Source organism: Gilliamella sp. Nev3-1 (assembly GCF_001690435.1).
Lineage (GTDB): Bacteria > Pseudomonadota > Gammaproteobacteria > Enterobacterales > Orbaceae > Gilliamella > Gilliamella apicola_C.
Genome location: NZ_LZHN01000088.1, coordinates 68993 through 92186, shown reverse-complemented (window position 1 = coordinate 92186; position 23194 = coordinate 68993). Strand labels below are relative to the sequence as shown.

The window sequence follows — 23194 nt, the reverse complement described above, 5'->3', positions numbered from 1 at the left end:
ATATGTAATGATTATATTTCACACTAATTTAGGTGATATTAAGATCAAAACTTTTGACGATAAAGCCCCTGAAACCGTCAAAAATTTTGTTGAATATTGTAAAGCTGGTTTTTATAACAATACAATCTTCCATCGTGTTATTAATAATTTCATGATTCAAGGTGGCGGTTTTGAACCAGGCATGAAGCAGAAAAAGACGAATGCGCCTATTAAAAACGAAGCAGATAATGGTTTAAAAAATGATCGTGGTACATTAGCGATGGCGCGCACATCAGATCCACACTCTGCGACAGCTCAATTTTTTATCAATGTAGTTGATAATGATTATCTCAACTTCCGTTCTGCTGACGTTAATGGTTATGGCTATTGCGTGTTTGCACAAGTCACTGATGGGCTTGATGTGGTTGATAAAATAAAAGCTGTAAAAACAGGGCGCAGTGGCATGCATTCAGACGTTCCTGTTGAAGATATTATTATTACGAGTGTAACGGTTGAATAATCCAGCTCGTTATTTTATTGCAGATATTCATCTAGCAGATAATAAACCTGCTTCTGGTTATAGCGATATAACCGCAGGTTTTTTGTCTTTTCTAGATACCTTACCTGAAAATTGTGAGCTTTATATTTTAGGCGATCTTTTTGATTATTGGGTTGGTGATGATGTAAAGACTGAATTACATCAACAAGTTGTCCAAGCATTGTGCTGGTTATCAAAACGAGGCATCACTAAATATTTTGTGCATGGAAACCGCGATTTTCTATTAGGTAAAAAGTATGCTCAGCAATGTGATATGACTATATTGCCAGAAATTAATTGTTTACCTAATCAAGAAACAAATATCGTATTTTTACATGGTGATTTATTATGTATTGACGATTCTCAGTATCAAAAGTTTAGAAAAATCATGCATAATAAATGGTTACAAAAACTGTTTTTATTACTGCCTTTGTTCCTTCGACTAAAAATTGCGGCTAAGCTACGACAAAAAAGTAGCCAACATAATCAAATAAAATCTGGAACTATTATGGATGTAAATCAACACGCTGTGGTTAAGATGATGACAGAGCATAAAGCTGATATTATGGTGCATGGTCATACACATAAACCTGCAACTCACCATTTTCAAATTGAAGGGCGCAGTGCAACTCGCCTTGTTCTTGGCGCATGGCATGATGGTGTGACATACATTAAGCAATCACAAGATAGCAATACTTTGGAGCTTTATAGCCATTCTTTCAAATAATCACTTTGTAACACATGCTCGACCTTACCAAATTCAATCAGCTTCCCTTGATCTAATATTGCCACATTATTGGCTATCTGTTTAACTTCATTAATATTATGGGTCACATAAATAATGGGTATATTTAACTCATTGGATAATTTTTTAATATAGATTAATAATTCCTTTTTTCTTGGCATATCAAGCGCCGAAAGTGGTTCATCCATCAATAGCAATAACGGGTTGGTTAATAGCGCTCGACCTATTGCCACTCGTTGCTTTTCGCCACCAGACAAAGTGGCTGGATAACGATTTAATAATGAACGAATATTAAGCACATTGACGATTTCGTCAAATTTTGACAGATTTAAATTCTTAGCTCCATAAGTAAGGTTTTTTATAACTTTATAATGAGGGAAAAGTAATGCATCTTGAAAAATGGTGCCAATCTGCCTATTTTCTGGGGCAATAAAAAGATGTCTATTGCAATCAGCCAGAAGAGTATTATTTAGTTGAATATAGCCATGATCAGGCTTAATTAACCCATTAATAAGGTTAATTAGTGTGGATTTTCCCGATCCAGAAACCCCTAAAATAGCGGTGATACCTTGACATTTTATGTCATGCTTGAATTGGAACGAAAATGAAGCCAGTTGTTTGCTAATTTGTATTTGTAACATGAGTTATTATCCTACAATTTTGTTTTTATGCCAACGATTTAACAATTCGGATAAAAAAAGTGCAATTAGTGATAACACAACTGAAATAATACAAAGCCGTAGTGCACTGTGTTCACCATTGGGAATTTGCAGAAATGTATACATTGCGAGAGGTAAGGTGCGGGTTTCACCTTGAATATTTGATACGAACGTAATGGTTGCACCAAATTCTCCTAAACAACGTGCAAAACCTAGCACCATCCCCATTAAAATGCCAGGAACAGCTAAAGGTAACGTGATAGTTATAAACACCCGCCATTTATGAGCACCAAGAGTACGCGCTACGTTTTCAAGGCGGATATCAATCGATTCAATGGCTGAACGAATTGATCGAACCATTAGCGGAAAAGCTACCACCGCCGAAGCTAAAGCTGCCCCCTGCCAATTAAAGCTGAAACTAATATTAAAATTATTATTTAACCATTCACCAATTACACCATGCCGGCCCATAGTTATTAGCAATAAATAACCTAAAACTACGGGAGGTAAAACAAGTGGAAGATGTATAATGCTATCAAATAACGATTTACCAAAAAATTGACAGCGGGCTAATACCCAAGCAGTTAAAATTCCTATTGGTAAGCTAAACCCAATTGCCGAAGTAGCTATCTTTAAACTAAGTAATAAAGTTTGCCATTCAAATTCACTTAATAACATATTTCAAAATACACTTGGCGATAAATTATTTTATTATAAAACCGTATTGTTTAAAAATGGCTTTAGCTTGTGGCGAATTTAAATATTGATAAAAATCGTTTGCTTTGGGATTCAATAAGGTAATGGGATATTCTATAGGCTTAAAAGTATCCATAGGGAATGTCCCAATAATTTTTACCTTATCGCTTACCTTTGCATCTGTGCTATAGACAATACCAAGCGTAGCTTCATTACGCTCGACTAACATCAATGCGTCACGTACATTGCTAGCAGGAGCAAATTGTGGTGACAATTTATTAAATATTCCTAAGTTGGTTAAGGATTCTTTGGCGTAAAGCCCAGCAGGAACATGATCTGGATCGCCAATGGCTATTTTTCCCCCTTTAGGTAAAATTGCTTCCCAGTCAGTTTGAGTATTAATAACAACATGATTTAATTTCGATTGCTTGGGAGCAATAAGAACCAATGTGTTTTTCAAAAGATCTTGTTTATTTTTAGCTACGTTATGTTCAATAAGGTAAGTCATCCACTTTTGATCCGCTGACATAAAGATATCAGCAGGTGCACCTTGTTCAATTTGTTTAGCTAATACTGATGATGAAGCAAATGAAAACACAATATCGGTATCTTCATGTTCAACTTTATAAATAGCAGCGATATTCTGTATAGAATCAGTCAATGACGAAGCAGCGAATACCGTTATTTTTTCGGTTGCTGATGCTAAAAAGGTTACTGTCATCATTATGATAATTTGCAAAATTCCAATAACTTTTTTCATTTTACTCCTCACAATAATAGTAAGTTTATTTGGGCTGACAATGCTATATATTGGATTGATTATTATAAATAAATTTTATGTTATCAATAGAATATTTAATAATCGCTATATAAAAAATAACATATCGATAATAACAAACTTTATCTATAAAGTACAATTAAACAAATTCTATAAAACGGTTTTTTATAAAACAACCAATAAGATTTTTAACTTTTTTGAAGGAATGTCAAAAAGGGTCTACAATAATTACCTTACTCTTTCCTTTAATTAGTTGATTGTTCATGGTGTTACATTATGTTTTCTCCTGAAATTTTATTAACGTTGAATATTCATCAACAGCTATTTACCGACCCGAGGCGCATTGCGTTGTTAAAAGCTATTGAACAAACGGGGTCATTAAGTCAAGCTGCCAAGGAAATTGGTGTCAGCTATAAAACAGCATGGGACGCTATCAATGAGATTAACAAGCTAGCGCCTAAGCCTTTTTTAATTACAGCAATTGGTGGTAAAAATGGAGGAGGAACTAAGTTAAGTGCCTATGCTGTTAGGTTTATTCAACTTTATGAATTATTAACTCATCTACAACAAAAAGCATTTAATATTCTTAGTGACGACAAAATTCCATTAGATGATATTTTAAAAGCCACAGCCAGTTTATCTTTGCAAACTAGTGCACGTAATCAGTTATATGGTGCTGTTAAACAGATTCAAACAAGTGGGATTGCTGGATTTATTACTGTGCAGTTAAGTGATAATAAAACAGAGCTAAAAGCTTACATCACTCAACCAAGTATTGAACGGTTAAAGTTGGGTACAGATAAAACAGTCTTGTTGCTAATTAAAGCTCCCTTAATTGAATTGAACGATGTTAATGAGAACTGCCTATCGGTCACTATTGAAAAAATCACGACTGATGGCAAATGGAGTGAAATCGCTTGTTCGCTACCCTCTGGCATAGTGCTCTATGCTAGCAAATTAGTTAATGAAATTAAGCAATCGAGATTAATTATAGGTAAACAGGTTAAACTATCTATTAATCCACAACATATTATTGTTACTACATTAGTTTAGTAATATGAGGTTATCATGCTACAGATAGAAAATGCACATTTTAAAATTAATGACTACCAAGTTTTTACTATTGAATCATTAACAATTCAACAAGCTGGTAATGTTGCTTTTGTAGGGCGTAATGGCAGTGGTAAATCTGTACTTGCTAAAGCATTGGCAGGCAAACAAAAACAATTATCAGGGAAAATTATCAATCAATTTAAATCTATAGTTCATATCTCTTTTGAACAACTTCAAAAACTGATTAATGATGAATGGAAGCGAAACAATACTGACATGTTAAGTGAAGGTGAAAATGATACGGGGCTGAGCACTAAACAAATTATTCAACAAAATATGAGTAATCAAGAGCTTTGCCAGCAACTAGCACAACAATTTGGGATTGAACATTTATTACTTAGACGTTTTAAATATCTTTCAACAGGGGAAACACGTAAAACGCTAATCTGCCGAGCGCTAATGCAACAACCTGATTTTTTAATATTAGATGAACCTTTTGATGGTTTAGATGTCGCATCCCGTGAAAATTTAGTAGAAATACTTGCAGTGCTTGCAAAGCAAGGAGTCACTATTGCTCTTGTTTTAAATCGATTTAACGAGATCCCTACTTTTATCGAAAATATTGGCATATTAGCCGATTGTCAACTATTGAAAATTGACACAAAGCGCACAATATTAAACGATACAATAGTTAAGCAATTAGCTGATTTAGAAAATATACCCAATATGTCCTTACCAGAGGCCGATGAACCCCCAACACCATTAGCCGATCAATTAGATCGTGTCATATTAAAAAATGGTTATGTCTATTATGATGATAAAGCAATTATTAATGGATTAACTTGGCAAGTAAAAGCCAAGCAAAATTGGCAAATTGTTGGACCTAATGGCGCAGGTAAATCAACGTTATTAAGTTTAATAACAGGCGATCATCCGCAAGGATATAGCAATGATCTTACTTTATTTGGGCGCAAACGTGGTTCGGGTGAAACGATTTGGGATATTAAACGCCATATCGGTTATGTGAGCAGTAGCCTGCATTTGAATTATCGTGTTAGTTCTAGTGTTAAAACCGTGTTATTGTCTGGCTATTTTGATTCGATTGGTGTTTACCAAGCAACAAGTGATAAACAAGCTAAACTGGTTGATGAATGGTTACAATTGCTAGGATTGCAAGCGCAAGCCGATAAACCGTTTCAGTCGCTTTCTTGGGGGCAACAAAGGTTAATACTTATTGCCAGAGCTTTGGTCAAACATCCGACACTGCTTATTTTAGATGAACCGTTACAAGGACTTGATCATCTTAATAGAGAATTAGTAAAACGCTGGATAGATCGTTTAATTAATGAGGGGCACACACAGTTGATATTTGTTTCCCATCATGCTGAGGATGCCCCAAAATGCATCACACATCGATTAACTTTTGTTCCTGAGTTTGATCATAGCTATCAATATCAAATTGAACAGCTAAGTAAAATAATTAGTTAGATCTATTAAAATTGATGTTAAAAATAGAAATGATCTTCAAAATAAAAAGGATTTTTTTTTGAAAATTTATCTTGATAAATGAAAACATTTTATAAAGGCTACACTTATGAAGTTATCCCCGTTACCTGTGGATAACTCTGTTAATAGTTTATTGAAAAAAGCGCTAACCTCAGTCACTATCAGGATTTTTCTTGATTTGATTGTAACTTAAGCACAAAAATGTTTTTTGTTTAATATCAATAAGATAACATAAATCAAGAGGTGCATTTGTTGTTTTTTTTATAAATTAAAAAGGAAACTGAACAAAAAATAGAAGATTTTTGAAGGTCAAGTCCTTTTGGGGATAATTTTTTATTAATAGGTAAAATATTAGGTTGTGAGTAATGAAAAACTTTAAATTATGTTCCGAATTTAAGCCCGCTGGTGATCAACCTGAAGCTATAAAAAAAATTAATCAAAATCTTGATGACGGAATTGCACATCAAACTTTATTAGGGGTAACAGGATCGGGTAAAACATTTACTATGGCAAATGTTATTGCTCAGCATAACCGCCCTACAATCATTTTGGCGCCCAATAAAACATTAGCAGCCCAGTTATATGGCGAAATGAAGGCTTTTTTCCCGGAAAATGCGGTGGAATATTTTGTATCTTATTATGATTACTATCAACCTGAATCTTATGTGCCATCAACTGATACTTTTATTGAAAAAGATGCATCAATCAATGAACATATAGAACAAATGCGTCTTTCTGCCACTAAATCACTATTAGAACGGCGTGATGTTGTGATCGTTGCTTCGGTTTCAGCCATTTATGGTTTAGGTGCGCCAGAAACTTATATGTCGATGATATTGCACTTAACAAAAGGCACGATTACTGATCAGCGATCAATCTTAACTCGTTTGGCTGAATTGCAATACACTCGTAACGAAATAAACTTTAGTCGTGGTACGTTTCGCGTGAGGGGGGACGTGATAGATATTTTTCCTGCTGACTCTGATGAGCTTGCTGTACGTGTTGAGCTATTTGATGATGAAGTCGATCGTATTGTAATGTTCGATCCTTTAACAGGTAGCAGTGTTAGTGAAGTATCGCGAATCACCATTTATCCTAAAACGCACTATGTTACACCAAGAAATATTATGGAAAATGCCATAGCACAAATTAAACAGGAGCTAAAAGAACGGCAAAAGGTGTTATTAGACAATAATCGCCTATTGGAAGAGCAACGTTTAACCCAGCGAACACTATTTGATATTGAAATGATGAGTGAACTTGGTTACTGCTCTGGGATAGAAAATTACTCACGCTTTCTAGCTCAACGCAATCCAGGTGATCCACCTGCAACGTTATTTGATTACTTGCCAGCAGATGGTTTATTGTTTATTGACGAATCTCATGTTGCTATTCCGCAATTGGGGGCAATGTATAATGGTGATCGTTCTCGAAAACTTAATTTGGTTGAATATGGATTCCGCTTACCATCAGCGCTAGACAATCGACCTTTAAAGTTTACTGAATTTGAAAATATTATGCCACAAACTATTTATGTATCAGCAACACCAGCCAAATATGAAATAGAAAAATCTGGTGGAGAAATCATTGAGCAAGTAGTTAGGCCTACGGGGCTGCTCGATCCTATTATCGAGGTTAGGCCCGTTGCTACACAAGTTGATGATCTGCTATCTGAAATCAAAATTCGTATTAATAACGACGAGCGAATATTAGTAACTACACTAACTAAACGTATGGCAGAGAACTTAACTGATTATTTGTCAGAACATAGTGTCAATGTAAAATACTTACATTCAGATATCAACACAGTTGAACGAATGGAAATAATTCGAGATTTACGCTTAGGAAAAGTGGATGTACTCGTTGGGATTAACTTATTAAGAGAAGGGCTAGATATACCAGAAGTCTCTTTAGTGGCAATATTAGATGCTGATCGCGAAGGTTTTTTGCGCTCGGAAAGTTCTCTCATTCAAACCGTTGGGCGCGCAGCTCGAAATGTGAATGGTAAAGCCATATTGTATGCTGATAGAATAACGCCAGCTATGCAAAAAACGATTGACGAAACTGCTCGCCGTCGAAAAAAACAAGAAGACTTTAATACAACGCATGGCATTACACCAAAATCGGTACGCAAAGAAATTAAAGACATATTAGAAGCAGGTTTAAGCACTAAAAAGTCAACAGCCAAAGTACAGGCATTTGAACCAGGCAAACCATACCATTATGTTTCAGTTAAAGAAGTACAAGCAAAAGTGAAAGAACTTGAAGCAATGATGTATGAAGCTGCTCAAAATCTTGAATTTGAAAAAGCAGGTGTGTTGCGTGATGAAATAAAAAAATTACGTGCGGATTTTATAAAAGTATCTTGATGGCGCATTTAACAAGGAAAAAAGATGACAATAACTCGAATTGATCCAGATGATCGTTGGTCTGAAGCTGTGATCCATAATAACGTTATTTATTACACAAGCGTTCCTACTAATCTTGAAAATGACGCTTATGTGCAAACCAAAAGTGCATTAGCTGAAATTGACAAAATATTAGCCCGAGCTAACAGTGATAAAACGCGTATATTAGATGTAACATTATTTTTAGTTAATAAAAGTGACTTTGCAGGGATGAATAAAGCATGGGACGAATGGGTAGCTAAAGGTAGTGCACCAGTACGTTGTACAGCGCAAGCTGAGTTAATGAAAAAAGAATATTTGATAGAAATTAAAATCGTGGCAGCAGTAAAAGCCTAGTTTTTCTATTATCGCCGATACTATTCGGCTACCTCTAAGGTCATTTTCTTTACCTCGTTAATTGTAGTTTTTTTGTTGCTAAGTGATAAAGCCATTATGATCCCCATTAACAAAATTTTAGTGTATACTTTGCATACATTCTATTTTAATTATTCTCACATTTGCTATGCACACTCAACCTAAAATTGCCATTGTTATGGGATCTAAAAGTGATTGGAATACAATGCAACATGCCGCTGATATTCTTGATACATTGATTATTCCCTACCATGTTGAAATCGTTTCTGCTCACCGTACTCCTGATAAATTATTTCGCTTTGCCGAAGATGCTAAGCAAAAAGGCTTTGATGTGATCATTGCGGGTGCTGGTGGTGCTGCCCATTTACCTGGCATGTTAGCAGCCAAAACACTCGTTCCTGTATTCGGTGTTCCCGTGCAAACTGCTACCCTAAGTGGCGTTGATAGCTTATATTCCATTGTGCAAATGCCTAAAGGCATTCCTGTTGGCACATTGGCAATAGGCAAATCGGGGGCAGCCAATGCGGCATTACTTGCTGCGCAAATTTTAGCTTTGCATGATAAAGCTATTTATCAACGTTTATCAACATGGCGATTAAATCAAACGGATGATGTATTAAATCATCCCGATCCAAGAGTGAATGCATAATATGAAACTTCGATCTGTTTGTGTACTGGGTAACGGGCAATTAGGACGAATGCTTAAGCAAGCTGGTGAACCATTAGGTATTAAAGTCTACCCTGTAGGGTTAGAGGAAGAACCAACGACAATTCCATATCAACAATCAGTGATAACCGCCGAAATAGAACGTTGGTCAGATACACCATTTACACAGATTCTAGCTAAACACCCTCATTTTATTAATCGAGATATCTTTCCGCTTATTGCTGATCGTTTAACGCAAAAACAGCTACTCGATCAACTTGGTTTACCTACCGCCAAATGGTTTTTACTTAATCAATCTCAGGATTGGCAAAAACTGTTTACCGAACTGGGTGAGCTATTAATTGTTAAACGCCGCACTGGTGGTTATGATGGGCGAGGGCAATGGCGAATTTCGGTTAATAACCCAATAAACGTGCCAGATGATCTCTATCAGCACGCTATTGTTGAACAAGCTATTCCATTTGACAAAGAGATGTCATTAGTGGGCGCTCGTAACGCAAAAGGTGAAACAGTATTTTATCCTCTTACCCATAACTTACATCAAGATGGCATATTAAAAATGAGTGTTGCAGTACCTAATGCTTCCCATTCATTATTACAGGCAAAAGCTGAAAAAATGCTATCTGCCATTATGCATAAATTAAATTATATTGGTGTAATGGCAATGGAATGTTTTATTGTTGGTGATGAATTACTGATCAATGAACTTGCACCGCGCGTGCATAATAGTGGACATTGGACGCAAAATGGTGCCTCAATAAGCCAATTTGAGCTACATCTTCGAGCTATATTAGGGCTGCCATTACCTAAACCTGATGTGTTTGCACCTTCGGTTATGGTTAATTTAATTGGTACAGAATTAAATATTAATTGGTTATCTATCGATTTAGTTCATCTACATTGGTATGAAAAAGAAGTCCGAGTTGGGCGTAAAGTAGGGCATTTAAATTTAACTCATAATCAACCTGACAAACTGCTAAAAGCATTAGACACTTTAATATTGCTATTGCCTTGTGATTATCAAATAAGCATTGAATGGGCAAAACAAAAATTATTGTAATTTAGTAAGTTAAACCAATCAAGGCGATTAAATTTAAGGGTAGATCCATGGTCAACTTCAACCAAAAAATTAATTATCAGCGTTACGCCAGTAAACAGCGTGAAATACTGTCTGATGAGTACTCAATAGTGCGTTGTTTTGAAAGCGATCGCGAGCGTATTATTAATTCCGCTGCCATTCGTCGATTACAACAAAAAACGCAAGTCTTTCCACTAGAACGAAATTCAGTGGTTAGAACACGGCTCACTCATTCTATGGAAGTGCAACAAGTGGGTCGCTATATTGTTAAAGAAATCGTCAATCGACTAAGCAAATCTAGGCAACTAGAAAAATATGGATTTGATAATTGCGTAATGGCTATCGAAAGTCTGGTTGAGATGGCCTGTTTAATGCACGATATTGGCAATCCCCCATTTGGTCATTTTGGTGAGGCTGCTATTAATCAATGGTTTATGTTACACCTAGGGCTTGGAAAACCGACAGCTTATAGTGCGCTTGATATAAATGATAACGATACCGATGAAATCAAAAAACTTAAAATAAAAATCCGCCAAGATCTATCTAATTTTGAAGGTAATGCACAAGCAATTCGATTAGTGCATACAATATTGCGTCTTAATTTAACCTATTCACAAATTGCCTCAATTCTCAAATATTCCAAACCGGCCTATTGGTCTAAACAAGTGCCGGCTGAATTTTCTTATTTAATGAAAAAACCAGGTTATTATTTATCAGAAGAGCCATTTATAAAAGAGCTATCTAAACAGCTCGATATTAAACCGTTCCATCGATATCCATTGACCTACATTATGGAAGCCGCCGACGATATCTCATATTGCATTGCAGATCTAGAAGATGCTGTTGAAAAGAAAATCCTAACAGTAAAACAGCTCTACGCATACCTAGCAGAAGCATGGGGACCAGTTAAAAAAGACGATCTGTTTGATACCGTTGTTAATCGACCTTATGAGAACTTAAAACAGAATGGATTTGATGCTATTGGTATTGATCAGTTCTTTATGTATTTACGTGTTAACACTATAGGTAAGCTGGTACCCCATGCAGCGGAACGTGTTATTGAAAATATTGAAGCAATCTATCATGGATCATTTAATCATGCTTTACTTGAAGATCATAGCGCTGAATATAAGTTATTAAATATTTTTAAAAAAGTTGGATTTGAACATGTATTCAATCATGAATCGGTCGAAAATATTGAACTTCAAGGGTACCGAATTATTAGTGGATTGCTTGATATTTATAGTCCATTGCTTAATATGCCAACTCATGACTTTTTAAAATTGGTTGACAATCAACATCACAAACATTATCCCATTGAGACACGCTTATATCATAAATTATCCTCAAAACATTGTGTAGCTTATAAACAAGCAATCAGCGAACTTAATTCAAATAAAACAAGTTTCGCTTGTATGGAATTTTATTACCGATGCCGATTATTGCAAGATTATATTAGCGGTATGACCGATCACTTTGCTTATGATGAATATCGCAAGTTAATGGTCACATTCTAGTTTGTAGCAATTGATTAAATGATTGGGCACTACTAATATGCATTGGCACCAGATTAGTGCGTGGCTAATAGTTAAAATATCTAAAGAAACCGCGATTATTTATATTACTCATCATCGGTAAAAACGATTAAGACTAGATCTTTACCTCAACTACTTCCATATTCTTCTTAAATAATTCAATTTAGTTCAAGTTATCAATTTCTGGCATGTTCTTTGCATTATTCATTTTGTATTTCAAATTTATTAGGAGCATTGAATGAAATTAGTTACTGTAGTTATAAAACCTTTCAAGTTAGAAGAAGTTAGAGAAGCGTTATCTAATATAGGTATTACAGGATTAACTGTCACTGAAGTTAAAGGTTTTGGGCGTCAAAAAGGCCATGCAGAGCTATATCGTGGTGCCGAATATAATGTCAATTTTTTACCTAAAGTTAAAATCGACTTAGCCATTAGCGATGATCAGCTTGACGAGGTTATTAGCACTGTGGCTAAGGCTGCGCATACTGGCAAAATCGGCGATGGCAAAATTTTTGTCACTGCACTTGAACATGTAGTGCGTATACGCACTGGTGAAACCGATGACTCGGCGCTGTAATTTATTGTTAAGGGTATCATTATGTTGAAAAAAGCTATTTTATGTTTAACGATTTTATTTTCAAGCTCTGCTTTTGCTGGTGAAGTTGGCATAGCTGATAAAGCCGATAATGGATTTATGATGATCTGCACAGCATTAGTTCTTTTTATGTCTATTCCGGGCATTGCTTTATTTTATGGTGGTTTATTGCGCTCTAAAAATGTGTTATCGATGTTAACACAAGTATTGGTTGTTTTTTCGCTAATTTCTGTGTTATGGATTGTTTATGGTTATTCACTTGCTTTTGGAGAGGGTAACTGGTTTTATGGAAATTTGAATCACGCATTATTAATAGGTATAAGTATTAATAATGTATCAGGAGCTATTTATGAATTAATTTGGGTCGCATTCCAAGGATCGTTCGCTTGCATTACCTGTTGTTTAATTCTGGGAGCTTTTGCTGAACGGATTCGTTTTTCAGCAGTACTCATTTTTATGGTGCTATGGTTTACATTTTCGTATATTCCTATGGCGCATATGGTATGGGGTGGTGGTATCTTAGGTGATGAGGGAGCACTTGATTTTGCAGGTGGCACTGTAGTACATATTAATGCAGCGGTTGCAGGAATAATTGGTGCTTATTTTATCAAAAATCGAATTGGCTATAATCGTGAACCACTAAAACCGTTTAACTTACCTTATGTTTATCTTGGTGCAGCCATTCTTTATATTGGATGGTTTGGTTTCAACGCCGGCTCATCAACACATGCTGACGAAATTGCTGGTTTAGCTTTTATTAATACAGTTGCAGCAACTGCCGCAGCAGTTTTAGCATGGACATTGGCTGAATGGTTCTTTCGCGGAAAACCGTCTTGTCTTGGTTCTGCATCGGGTGTAATAGCAGGATTAGTTGGGGTAACACCAGCCGCAGGTCTAGTCGGAGTAGGTGGGGCTATGTTAATTGGCTTTATTTGTGGTTTTGCTGGTGTTTGGGGCGTATCAACACTCAAACGAATTTTAAAAATTGATGACACTTGTGACGTATTTGGTGTACATGGTGTATGTGGCATCGTCGGTTGCATATTAACAGGTGTATTTGCATCAGAATCATTAGGCGGTGTCGGTTATACACAAGGTATTACTATGGTAAGCCAAGTTGGCATTCAGTTGATGAGTATTATAACTTGTGTAATTTGGACCACGGTTATTTCTTTTATTTCTTATAAAATTGCAGATCTGTGCGTTGGTTTGCGTGTATCGGAAGAACATGAAAGAGAAGGGCTTGACATCAATAGCCATGGTGAAAGTGCATTTAATAGTTAACTGTAAACACAAAAAAGCTCATATTTCGAGCTTTTTTGTTTCCTGCTATCGCTATAATGTTGTGGCCGTGCTTAGTGTGTTACTCTTTATTCTACTTCTTGTGATATTCCAAAGCTTAATCATCCCAAAGCATAATTGCATTATCATCAGTTAAAATTAAAGGTGGAGCAAAAAGATACTCTTTAACTTTAGCGGGTAAAGCTTGCATATCATTAAAATTAAACTGCAACTCAGGGTAAGCGTTAGCGATTTTTTTGATTCGAGTATCTAATAACTCTTTTATCTTATTAGATTCTTTGGCAATAGCAATTTCATCTTTCAGCATACTAATCTGCTTTTTATGGTGCTCTGATTCAAATATTTCATTAAAAATAAAGGAAAAACCGCCTTTATTAATTCTATTACTATCATGATACTCCCTATATTCTGAATGGTGTAATTTAAGTTCCTTAACACGTAATGCAATAATCTCATCAATATGATCAGTATAATAATTTAATGTAGGATCTAAATAAGCTAGTGTTCTATGTTCAGGTATTGCATCATTACTATGTACTAAGGTAAATAAAGGTTTTTTAAATGTCTTCATTCTGTCACTTCCTTTTTAATTAAAAGAAAAAGGTAACAAGACCTTCAATACCAAAAAGCGATTGTTACATTTTACGTAAAGATCTTTAAGGGTAACATGGCGCTTTAATATAAAGATCAATAATATTTCCAATAGTTATTTTAATTCTTCAAGAAATATTCAAACTAATGAGTTTGAATTACAAAGCAAAAAAGTTTAAAAAATAAAAGGCTATTGGTAACAGCCTTCGCTAGATAAACAGTTCCAAATGAAAAATAACTAAAGCATGTTCGTAACATACTAATACTCAAAATACCAATTGTTATATTCTAAGGCTAGGCTAAATAGTCTTATTTACTTATAGGTCATGTTTTAAAGGCGAAGATAGTATCAACCAATAGCACAACGCCTTTACTTAATACTTGACTAAAACATCTCAAGAGTCGAATAACGAACTATTTAAATAGTCATGACTCTTATTAAGACACATTTAGTTTTGGAGAGTTCAATAATATTGCTAGATATAATTTTTTTTGTTAAAGGTTCTTCTTTAAACCTCATAAATACAATGTAAAACTAACACATATATCATAATAATTTTTAACATGTTTGATTGCTAATGCGTAAAAATAGAGTGACTTATAAAGTTATTCATCTTTGGACTAAATTTTAGCAAAGCTAGCTAAATTGACAAAACAACTATAGATATGGTGAAGATAAATTAGGTTTTCAATACCCGAGGGCATTATTACTTCATTGCTTTTGCAATACTAACAAATAAAGCTAGTTCACTATTTATTAATCAAGACGAAGTTGAATTATTATACCACTTTTTTACTAAATAATAAATATAAATGTTATTCAACACTTCAGTTAAGTATCTAATCAATGCTTAATAATAAGCTAAAGGTGGGCTGGATTGTTTTTTAAATGCAACTAATCTTTTACTTAAAGTAGTATGTTATTTAATGGTTAAAAATGACTTACAATAAACTATACGGGTTTATATTGTTTTAAAAACGATTATTAATTAATTTTTAAATAAAATGAGCCAAAAACAACTAAAATAAATAATAAGGGCAGGGTATTCGCCTACCCAGTTATTTTGAGTTAATTCACTTTTTTATGTTTTTTAAGTTCGGTAAAGCAATTGTGAGCAGGATGATAATCACGCCTACCCATTGGTTAAAATAAACCGATTCATGCAAATAAAAAAATGAACAAGTCACCGCAACAGGTAGCTCTGCAGCTGACAGAATCGCACTCAAAGAAATACCTATTCTAGGTATTCCGATCGAAAATAAAAAAGGAGGTAACACAGTTCCAAGTAATGCTAATAAAAATCCTAATTGATATAGTTTATCGCTAATATCAAGCTTAAAGAAAAACAAAGGTGGAAAAATTAAAAAGGTGATAAAGCATGCGCCAGTAATCATTAAAGCACTTTTTTCAAGTTTAGGTAATTCATTACCAATATTGCTACTAGAACTAATAAAGAGCGAATACATTAGTGCAGCTAGAAAGCCGAAAAAGCAACCTGTTAAATTTAAACTAATATCTTGATTAAAAATACCAGCTGCTAAGCTACTTCCAAAAATAATCACAATAACGGTGATTAGTTGGGTGATAGAGGGTTTATTTTTGAAAATAACAAAATCAATAATGACACTAATCCATAAATATTGCATTAATAAAATAATTGCAATTGATGCAGGTACTAATTGCACGCATTGATAATAACAAATACCTACTAACCCAGGAAAAAGCCCAACGGCAAAAACCTTCCATTTTTTTGTTAGTTGAGGTATTTTAGTAGCCGAATTTGATAATGCATTATCCGTTGTTGTTTTGGGCTTGCGGATTGTTTTAACAATAAGGTGAAGGCTCCATAACATTAGCATCCCCAAAAAACACTGGACACCAGTAACTTCGCCTAGTGTATAGCCCGTTTTATAAGCAGTTTTTACAATTGAAGAAAGCACACCAAAACTACATGCACCTAAGAAAACCAAAAAACCACCTAAAAATTTATCTTTCATAATTAAATCTCGTAACACTAAAAAAATAACATTGTTGAATATATCGACAAAAAACACAATAAAAGCCCTAGGGGACTTGTTTTATTCGCCCCCCTATGGCTTTTAACTCATTTATTTAAAAAATGTAGCAAAACAGTGATAAGTGATATTCTAAAGTCCGCTAATCTACATAAACAAGGGATTACTCTACAGAATTGTTTTTAGTATAGTTATAATTAAATGAATAATAAAAAACAATACCTAGCACAAGTGCATAACAAGCAAAAATTAACCAAATTGTTTGCCAATCCTTAACACCATTATGCGTACAGATGTCAACAACAACACCACTTAAAATTGAGCCAAAATAAGCACCAATTCCGTTGACCATGGTCATAAATAGTCCTTGAGCGCTAGCTCGAATATTTGAGTTAACTTCTTTTTCAATAAAAATAGAGCCTGAAATATTAAAAAAGTCGAATGCACAGCCGTAAACGATCATTGAAAGCATAAGTAGTGCAAACCCGAAAGGCGTTGGATCACCAAATGCAAATAAACCAAATCTGAGAGTCCAAGCAATTATGCTTATCATTATGACTTTTTTAATACCAAATTTTTTGAGAAAAAATGGGATAGTTAAGATAAACGCAACTTCAGCCATTTGTGAAACAGATAATAAGATAGCGGGGTATTGTACAATTAAACTATTTTGAAATTCCTGGGTTTTACCAAAATCATGTAAGAAAGCGCCACCAAAAGTATTAGTGACTTGTAATATTGCACCAAGCAACATAGCAAATAGAAAAAATACAGCCATTACTGGGTTTTTAAATAACACAAACGCATCTAACCCTAAATAAGAACTCCAAGACTGTTTTGGTTTTTTTTGCGTTTCGATATTGGGTAAGGTTGAGCTATAAATCGCAAGTATTAAAGAGGCAATGCAAGCAATATAGAGTTGAGCAGCGCTCAACTCTAATTTACATAAACTGACAGTCCACATTGCAATAATAAAACCTACTGTACCAAAGACGCGTATTTTAGGGAATGTGGCTACCGTATCTAAGTTATCTTTATCTAAACAGTGATAACTAATTGAGTTAGATAAAGCAATAGTAGGCATATACGCTAACGCATTGCCTAACATCGCCCAAAATAAAAGCGTTGCATTGTTTATTGATGCAGCATAAAAAAGTGCAATTGCACAAATGGCATGGCAAAACATATAAAGATGTTTGGCTTGCAAAAACTTATCAGCGATAATACCAACAATAAATGGGGTAATTAATGCAGCCAAAGCTTTAGTGCTAAAAATCATTGATACTTCAACACCTGAAAAGTGCAAAGTATTTAGTAGATAAGCACCAAAAGTCACCAACCAGCTTCCCCAAATAAAATATTGGAAAAACATCATTATTTTTAATCTATTTTTTATGTTCATTGTTTATTCCTAAAATAAAGTAAAATCTTTTATAGAAAACCACAAATAAAAAGTACTGATTAAAAACGTTCAATCGTTTTTGTAATAAGTTGTAAAAAGGTTGATTTAACGCGTTCTGCTGTTTCTATCACTTCTTCATGCCCTAGCGGTTGATCTAAAATGCCACAAGCCATATTGGTTAAGCATGAAATACCAATGGTTTTTATACCTGAATGATGCGCTATAATGGCTTCTGGTACGGTTGACATACCAACCGCATCGGCACCTAAAACGCGGATCATTCTAATTTCGGCTGGTGTTTCATAAGTTGGGCCAGTCCACCAAGCGTAAACACCTTCACGTAAGGTAATATTAAGTTCATTTGCTACATCCATTACTGTTGCGCGCAATTGTTTGTTATAAAGTTCACTTACATCTAAAAAGCGCACGCCTAAATCAGGGTTATTAGGTCCAATAAGTGGATTATTAGCAGTTAGGTTGATATGATCGGTAATCAGCATTAAATCGCCTGGTTTAAAGCCAGTATTCACAGCGCCACATGCATTAGTAATAATCAATTTTTCAACACCTAACATTTTCATCACTCTAACAGGAAAAGTGACTTGATCTAACGAAAATCCTTCATAATAGTGAAAGCGACCTTTCATTGCCACTACTGTTTTGTCGCCACATTTTCCAATAACTAGTTCATTGGCATGACCAACGGCGCCAGATTTTGCAAAATGAGGAATTGTGTCATAAGCAATATGAACGGCATCTTCAAGTGTATCGGCAAAAGGTCCTAGACCTGAACCTAAAATAATACCAATAGTTGGTTTTTTATCTGTGTGTTTTTGAATATAGTTAACGGCTTGTTGAATATCTGAAGTTTGATGCATGATGGTATCCTTTCAAAAAGTTAAATGCTAAAGTAAAACAGGCACAATAAAATAAATAATAATAACCTATTATTTAGCTTAATTGGATAATAAGCTTATAAAGTAACTAAAAAACAGAGTAAACTCTGAGGTATATATTATGATGATCTTCACTCAATAAATAAAGGTGAGAATGGCGGCATCTTGGATTGAATAAGATAATTTTTTTTATTCTTTATTATTCAATAAATTAAAAATTAATTTTTGATAATCAAAATTGATCAAGGCGAAAATCGGCATTAGATTAGTCGATCTTCACCAGAATAGATCACGCTTTTATCACCTCTAAAAAATCCTAATAACGTCAAGTTACACTGTTTGGCTAAATCAACAGCCATTGAGGTTGCAGCTGAAACCGCTAACAAAATCTCTACACCACAATTAGCCGCTTTTTGTACCATTTCGTAGCTAGCACGGCTTGATACTAATACCACGCCTTGTTGAAAGTTAGCGTTGTTAGGCAATTGCATTGCTCTAAATCCAAGCAGTTTATCTAATGCCACATGCCTGCCAATATCTTCAAAACCTGCTATAAATTGCCCTTTCAAATCTAACCACACGGCCGCATGTGTGCAACCAGTCTGTTCACCTACATGTTGAACTTGTGATAAATAGTTTAGCGTAGCACTAAAATCAGTTAGCTTAATCTGGCTTGTTAAAGGCAAAGAAGGAATGGCTTGGTAGACTTGATCTATTTGCTCAGTGCCACAAATACCGCAGCCTGTGCGCCCAGCCAAATTACGGCGTTTCTCCTTTAGTTCACTAAAGCGCCGAGACGAAAGTTCAATTTGCACTTCTATACCTTTGGAGCTATCAACAACATCAATACCATAAATATCATTAACCGATTGAATGATATTCTCAGTTAATGAAAACCCAATTGCAAAATAATGTAAATCTTTTGGTGTTGCCATCATTACCACATGAGAAATTCCGTTATAAATTAATGCAATTGGTTTTTCAATAGCTAGTGTGTCAGGTTGTGGATTTTGTAGTTCACTATTTTTAAATTTACGCACAAGAATTGATTCAATACCGATTGTCATAATTTACCTCTTATTAATTGGGTTATCATTAAAGTTATCATAAGTGCAAGCTCAAATGTTAATAAATTTAAAAAACGCTAATGCTGTGTAAAATTATACAATAGATAGTGCTCTTAGCTCTAAACGCCTAATATTATGGTAAAATGGTTGATTATAATCAATTGATAGTTCACAAGCTAACCCATGTCACTACACGAAATCACATTGACAACCATGCAATTTATTGAGCATCATCAAATTTGGGCGTTACCGATTATATTTTTATTAGCATTTGGTGAGTCATTGGCGATTGTCTCGCTTTTGGTTCCTGCCACTGCCGTTTTATTGGGGATAGGCGCTCTAATCGGTGGCGGTGCAATATCATTTTTACCTGTATTAATTGCTGCTACCATGGGAGCTGTTTTAGGGGATTTCTTATCTTATTGGTTAGGAAAGCACTATCATCAACAAGTTATTGCTTCATGGCCTCTCAATAAACACCCTAAATTAGTTTATCGTGCCGAACAATTCTTTTTGCGCTATGGAGTGCTAGGAGTGTTTATTGGGCGCTTTTTTGGACCATTACGTGCAATTGTGCCATTAATCGCTGGCACAATGCATATGCCAGCTGCCAAATTTAATCTGGCCAATATTGCATCTGCACCCGTCTGGGCATTTGTATTGCTTGCTCCCGGCGCTTTCGGTGTGCCATGGCTAGAGACACTATTTAACTAAATGGTACCAACAGTATAACTACGACGTCCACTTTTGCGACCTAACGCTTCCAAATTGGTTTGTAATGGTGGGAATGGTAATGTCAAATGATGTTCACGATAAGCTTCAAGTATTAGCTTATGTATAGCGCTTCGGAGCATCATGCGGTGTCCCATCTCGGCAGCAAAAACACGTAACTCAAACAACTGAATGCCTTCTTGAATATCTACTAAAAAGACTTGAGGTTCAGGATCGTTAAGCACATATTCACATTCATTTGAAGCTTGTTGTAGTAGTTTGATAACCAGATCACTATCTGCATCAATCGTTGCTGGAATGGTTAACACAATACGCGTTATCGAATCAGATAACGACCAGTTTACCAATTGTTCAGTAATAAAAGCCTTATTAGGCATTACAATTTCTTTGCGATCCCAATCCACAATGGTAATGGCGCGAGTATTTATTTTGGTGATATTGCCTGTTAAATCACGAATTGTCACTGTATCACCAATGCGTACTGGTTTTTCGAATAAAATAATTAAACCCGAAATAAAATTAGCAAATATTTCTTGTAAACCAAAACCTAACCCAACACCGAGTGCAGCAATAAGCCATTGAATTTTAGACCAATCGATACCAATAAAAGAAAACGCAATCATGCAACCTACCATCAAAATAATATATTTTGAAACGGTGGAAATAGCATAGCCTGTTCCTGGAGCTAGCTCTAGATGTTGTAAAATGCCTAATTCTAACAAAGCAGGCAAATTTTTGACTAACTGCACGGTAATTGTCATGATTAAAATCGCAATGCATACCGCTCCAAGAGTAATGTATTGCTCAATTTCAGTGCCGTTAACAATGGCATTTGTTTTCCACAGTTTAATATTATTCATAAAGGCAAAAGCTGAATGTAGCTCTGACCATAACAAAATCATACTAATGAGCGCAATCATCATAATAATTGATCTCACTAAATGTAAAGATTGAGCACTAATAGCATCTAAATCAATAATGGGTTCATCAACGTTGTCGCTAAGTGAATTAATATCTTCATCGTGTGATTTGGCACGTTGCATGCGCTCTAAACGACGTTGCTTGGTGCGCTCAAATTCAATACGGCGCTTTTGGATCCACATCCAACGGCGAATCATAAAATAAATAACTAACAGTGCAAACCAAATAATGACCGATGCTTCAAGACGCCCCAATAGCAATTGGGCCGTCGATAAGTAGCCCAAACAAGCCGCAATAATGGCAAGCCATGGCGCACTCAATAAGATAAACCATAAAATATGACTTAATAAATTATCACCAGAGCTTTTTTTATCAATATAAAGAGGAACCCCTGCACGATGAATGGCGTTAGTCATAAACACTAAAGCAAAGCAGAGGCAAATAAAAGCCGTGCGACCAATGGTGCCAGCAAATTGACGATTGTTGTACTCGTCAAAACTCATGACTATCATTACTAATGGAATCACAAGCCAAATCGAAAGTTGATAATATTTCATTGCTGCACGTACGCTACGTTCAGGCCAACCAAAGTGGGCAATAAAAAGCCCATTCGATGAGGCAAAATGGGCTGAAATAATAAATACCCATAAAATTGGTGCTGCTGCATTCACCCCATAACCTAATGCAAAGGCGACGGGATAATCCCAATTAATCTGCAACGCATAACCAAACACCGCCCACAAAATTGGTACTGGTAACGCCATAATTAATGAAAACATAACCACTTTTAGCGTTAAAGAATAACTATCTTGTGTTACTTTACCGACGCGGCTCGCTGATTTATTTAAAAAAATGTTATATTTAGTGCGCATCTTAAAATGCGCAAACACAAACATTAACGACAAAATAATTAAAAACAGTGGCTTTGGCGCACTAAGCACTTCTGCGCTCGCATTATAAAGTTGTGAAAGGGTATCGATTGAAAAAATCGCATAAACCACATCTTTAGCTAAGTTGATTGGATAGCTCATCGATATTGGGTTGACATCTGCCACCCAAAAGAAGTAACGATGTGCAGCATCGTTCACTTCGTCAATTGCATTGGTGAGTTGCTTATTTGCAATTTTTAATTTAGTTAATTCTAAGATGGTGGTATCCGTGCCAGAAATAAGCGTCTTAAGTAATTCGGTTTGTTCTCGAATTAAACGGCGATATTGCGTGGCCTCTTTCACACTATTAAGTGGATTGGTTAAAGTTGGATAATCACCTAAGGAAGTTAAAATATTGCTATAATTAAGTTGTTGGGCTTTTGCTTCGGCAATTTCGGCATCAAGTGCTTGCGATTTAGGTTTTTCGGGTAAGCGTAATAATTGTTGACGTAAAGTTTCGCCAAGCGCTGTTGAAAAGCTCAGCCATTCACCTTGCTCATCAAGCGTGGCTAGCGTATTTTGTACATGTGAAATCTGTGTAGTGATATTGTTTTGTTCATTAATAATACTGGTTAAATGCGTTTTTTGTAGCTCCATATTTTGTCTGAGCTCATCATTTTTATCACTCAACTGGTGAACAACTTGTGAAAGATCTTCTTCATTATTAATGATTGGCATGGTTTCTTCAGCAAAGGTGAGTGAAGAAAACAACACCACAGCAAGGCACAAAACACTACGAATCCACAT

At 35.2% G+C, this 23194-nt stretch carries 21 protein-coding genes; 12 read left to right on the top strand and 9 right to left on the bottom strand.

Annotation, left to right across the window (positions count from 1 at the left end; translation table 11 throughout):
- Positions 1-7 precede the first annotated feature (7 nt).
- Both ppiB and A9G40_RS13740 read left to right on the top strand, forming a co-directional pair.
- Positions 8-499, top strand: coding sequence for a peptidylprolyl isomerase B (ppiB, locus tag A9G40_RS13745; RefSeq protein WP_065568462.1), 492 nt, complete (start codon positions 8-10; stop codon positions 497-499).
- Positions 492-1244 (top strand): UDP-2,3-diacylglucosamine diphosphatase, encoded by a 753-nt coding sequence (locus A9G40_RS13740; RefSeq protein WP_065583476.1) that lies wholly within the window; start codon positions 492-494, stop codon positions 1242-1244. The genes ppiB and A9G40_RS13740 overlap by 8 nt, the downstream gene beginning before the upstream one ends.
- Here the strand turns inward: A9G40_RS13740 and modC are convergent.
- The 3 genes from modC to modA are packed head-to-tail and all read right to left on the bottom strand — an operon-like array spanning position 1223 to position 3377.
- Positions 1223-1903: a molybdenum ABC transporter ATP-binding protein gene (gene modC, locus A9G40_RS13735; protein ID WP_065583475.1), complete on the bottom strand. Its 681-nt coding sequence runs from the start codon at positions 1901-1903 to the stop codon at positions 1223-1225. The two genes, A9G40_RS13740 and modC, sit on opposite strands and share 22 nt — an antisense overlap.
- 6 nt (positions 1904-1909) lie before the next feature.
- Entirely contained in the window at positions 1910-2599 is a 690-nt protein-coding gene (modB, locus tag A9G40_RS13730; RefSeq protein WP_065583474.1) for a molybdate ABC transporter permease subunit, read from the bottom strand.
- A 25-nt stretch (positions 2600-2624) separates the two neighbouring features.
- Entirely contained in the window at positions 2625-3377 is a 753-nt protein-coding gene (gene modA, locus A9G40_RS13725) for a molybdate ABC transporter substrate-binding protein (protein ID WP_065583473.1), read from the bottom strand.
- A gap of 294 nt (positions 3378-3671) precedes the next feature.
- Here modA and A9G40_RS13720 point away from each other — a divergent pair, with 294 nt between their 5' ends.
- From A9G40_RS13720 to amtB, 9 genes are all read left to right on the top strand, one after another.
- The gene (locus A9G40_RS13720) at positions 3672-4448 is read left to right on the top strand and encodes a TOBE domain-containing protein (protein WP_065583472.1); all 777 of its coding nucleotides are present in this window, start codon (positions 3672-3674) and stop codon (positions 4446-4448) included.
- A 15-nt stretch (positions 4449-4463) separates the two neighbouring features.
- Entirely contained in the window at positions 4464-5936 is a 1473-nt protein-coding gene (gene modF / locus A9G40_RS13715; RefSeq protein WP_065583471.1) for a molybdate ABC transporter ATP-binding protein ModF, read from the top strand.
- Positions 5937-6319: 383 nt separating this feature from the next.
- Complete coding sequence (gene uvrB, locus A9G40_RS13710) at positions 6320-8323, top strand: excinuclease ABC subunit UvrB (protein ID WP_065583470.1); 2004 nt, start codon at positions 6320-6322, stop codon at positions 8321-8323.
- Positions 8324-8347: 24 nt separating this feature from the next.
- Positions 8348-8698, top strand: coding sequence for a RidA family protein (locus A9G40_RS13705; protein ID WP_065583469.1), 351 nt, complete (start codon positions 8348-8350; stop codon positions 8696-8698).
- Positions 8699-8864: 166 nt separating this feature from the next.
- Positions 8865-9365 carry a 5-(carboxyamino)imidazole ribonucleotide mutase gene (purE, locus tag A9G40_RS13700; RefSeq protein WP_065568453.1) on the top strand — a complete coding sequence of 167 codons (501 nt, stop codon included), beginning with the start codon at positions 8865-8867 and terminating at the stop codon, positions 9363-9365.
- A 1-nt stretch (position 9366) separates the two neighbouring features.
- The gene (gene purK / locus A9G40_RS13695; protein ID WP_065580861.1) at positions 9367-10443 is read left to right on the top strand and encodes a 5-(carboxyamino)imidazole ribonucleotide synthase; all 1077 of its coding nucleotides are present in this window, start codon (positions 9367-9369) and stop codon (positions 10441-10443) included.
- Positions 10444-10490: 47 nt separating this feature from the next.
- A complete protein-coding gene (dgt, locus tag A9G40_RS13690; RefSeq protein WP_065583468.1) occupies positions 10491-11978 on the top strand; it encodes a dGTPase in 1488 nt (495 codons plus the stop codon).
- Positions 11979-12234: 256 nt separating this feature from the next.
- A complete protein-coding gene (glnK, locus tag A9G40_RS13685) occupies positions 12235-12573 on the top strand; it encodes a P-II family nitrogen regulator (RefSeq protein ID WP_065568451.1) in 339 nt (112 codons plus the stop codon).
- A gap of 21 nt (positions 12574-12594) precedes the next feature.
- Positions 12595-13875: an ammonium transporter AmtB gene (gene amtB, locus A9G40_RS13680; protein WP_065583467.1), complete on the top strand. Its 1281-nt coding sequence runs from the start codon at positions 12595-12597 to the stop codon at positions 13873-13875.
- 115 nt (positions 13876-13990) lie between these two features.
- Here amtB and A9G40_RS13675 read toward each other — a convergent pair whose 3' ends face one another.
- The 5 genes from A9G40_RS13675 to fdhD form a co-directional block, all read right to left on the bottom strand.
- Positions 13991-14464: a hypothetical protein gene (locus A9G40_RS13675; RefSeq protein WP_065583466.1), complete on the bottom strand. Its 474-nt coding sequence runs from the start codon at positions 14462-14464 to the stop codon at positions 13991-13993.
- Between the two features lie 1094 nt (positions 14465-15558).
- Positions 15559-16482 (bottom strand): EamA family transporter, encoded by a 924-nt coding sequence (locus A9G40_RS13670; protein WP_065583494.1) that lies wholly within the window; start codon positions 16480-16482, stop codon positions 15559-15561.
- A 181-nt stretch (positions 16483-16663) separates the two neighbouring features.
- Entirely contained in the window at positions 16664-17902 is a 1239-nt protein-coding gene (locus A9G40_RS13665; RefSeq protein WP_065583465.1) for a nucleoside permease, read from the bottom strand.
- Between the two features lie 59 nt (positions 17903-17961).
- A complete protein-coding gene (locus A9G40_RS13660) occupies positions 17962-18780 on the bottom strand; it encodes a purine-nucleoside phosphorylase (RefSeq protein WP_065568446.1) in 819 nt (272 codons plus the stop codon).
- Positions 18781-19058: 278 nt separating this feature from the next.
- Positions 19059-19865, bottom strand: a complete 807-nt coding sequence (gene fdhD / locus A9G40_RS13655; RefSeq protein WP_065583464.1) for a formate dehydrogenase accessory sulfurtransferase FdhD — start codon at positions 19863-19865, stop codon at positions 19059-19061.
- A gap of 183 nt (positions 19866-20048) precedes the next feature.
- On the opposite strand from fdhD, the gene A9G40_RS13650 reads away from it, so the two are divergent.
- Complete coding sequence (locus tag A9G40_RS13650; protein WP_065583463.1) at positions 20049-20579, top strand: DedA family protein; 531 nt, start codon at positions 20049-20051, stop codon at positions 20577-20579.
- Here A9G40_RS13650 and mscM read toward each other — a convergent pair.
- On the bottom strand, positions 20576-23194 hold the full coding sequence (gene mscM / locus A9G40_RS13645; protein ID WP_065583462.1) for a miniconductance mechanosensitive channel MscM: 2619 nt from the start codon (positions 23192-23194) through the stop codon (positions 20576-20578). The two genes, A9G40_RS13650 and mscM, sit on opposite strands and share 4 nt — an antisense overlap.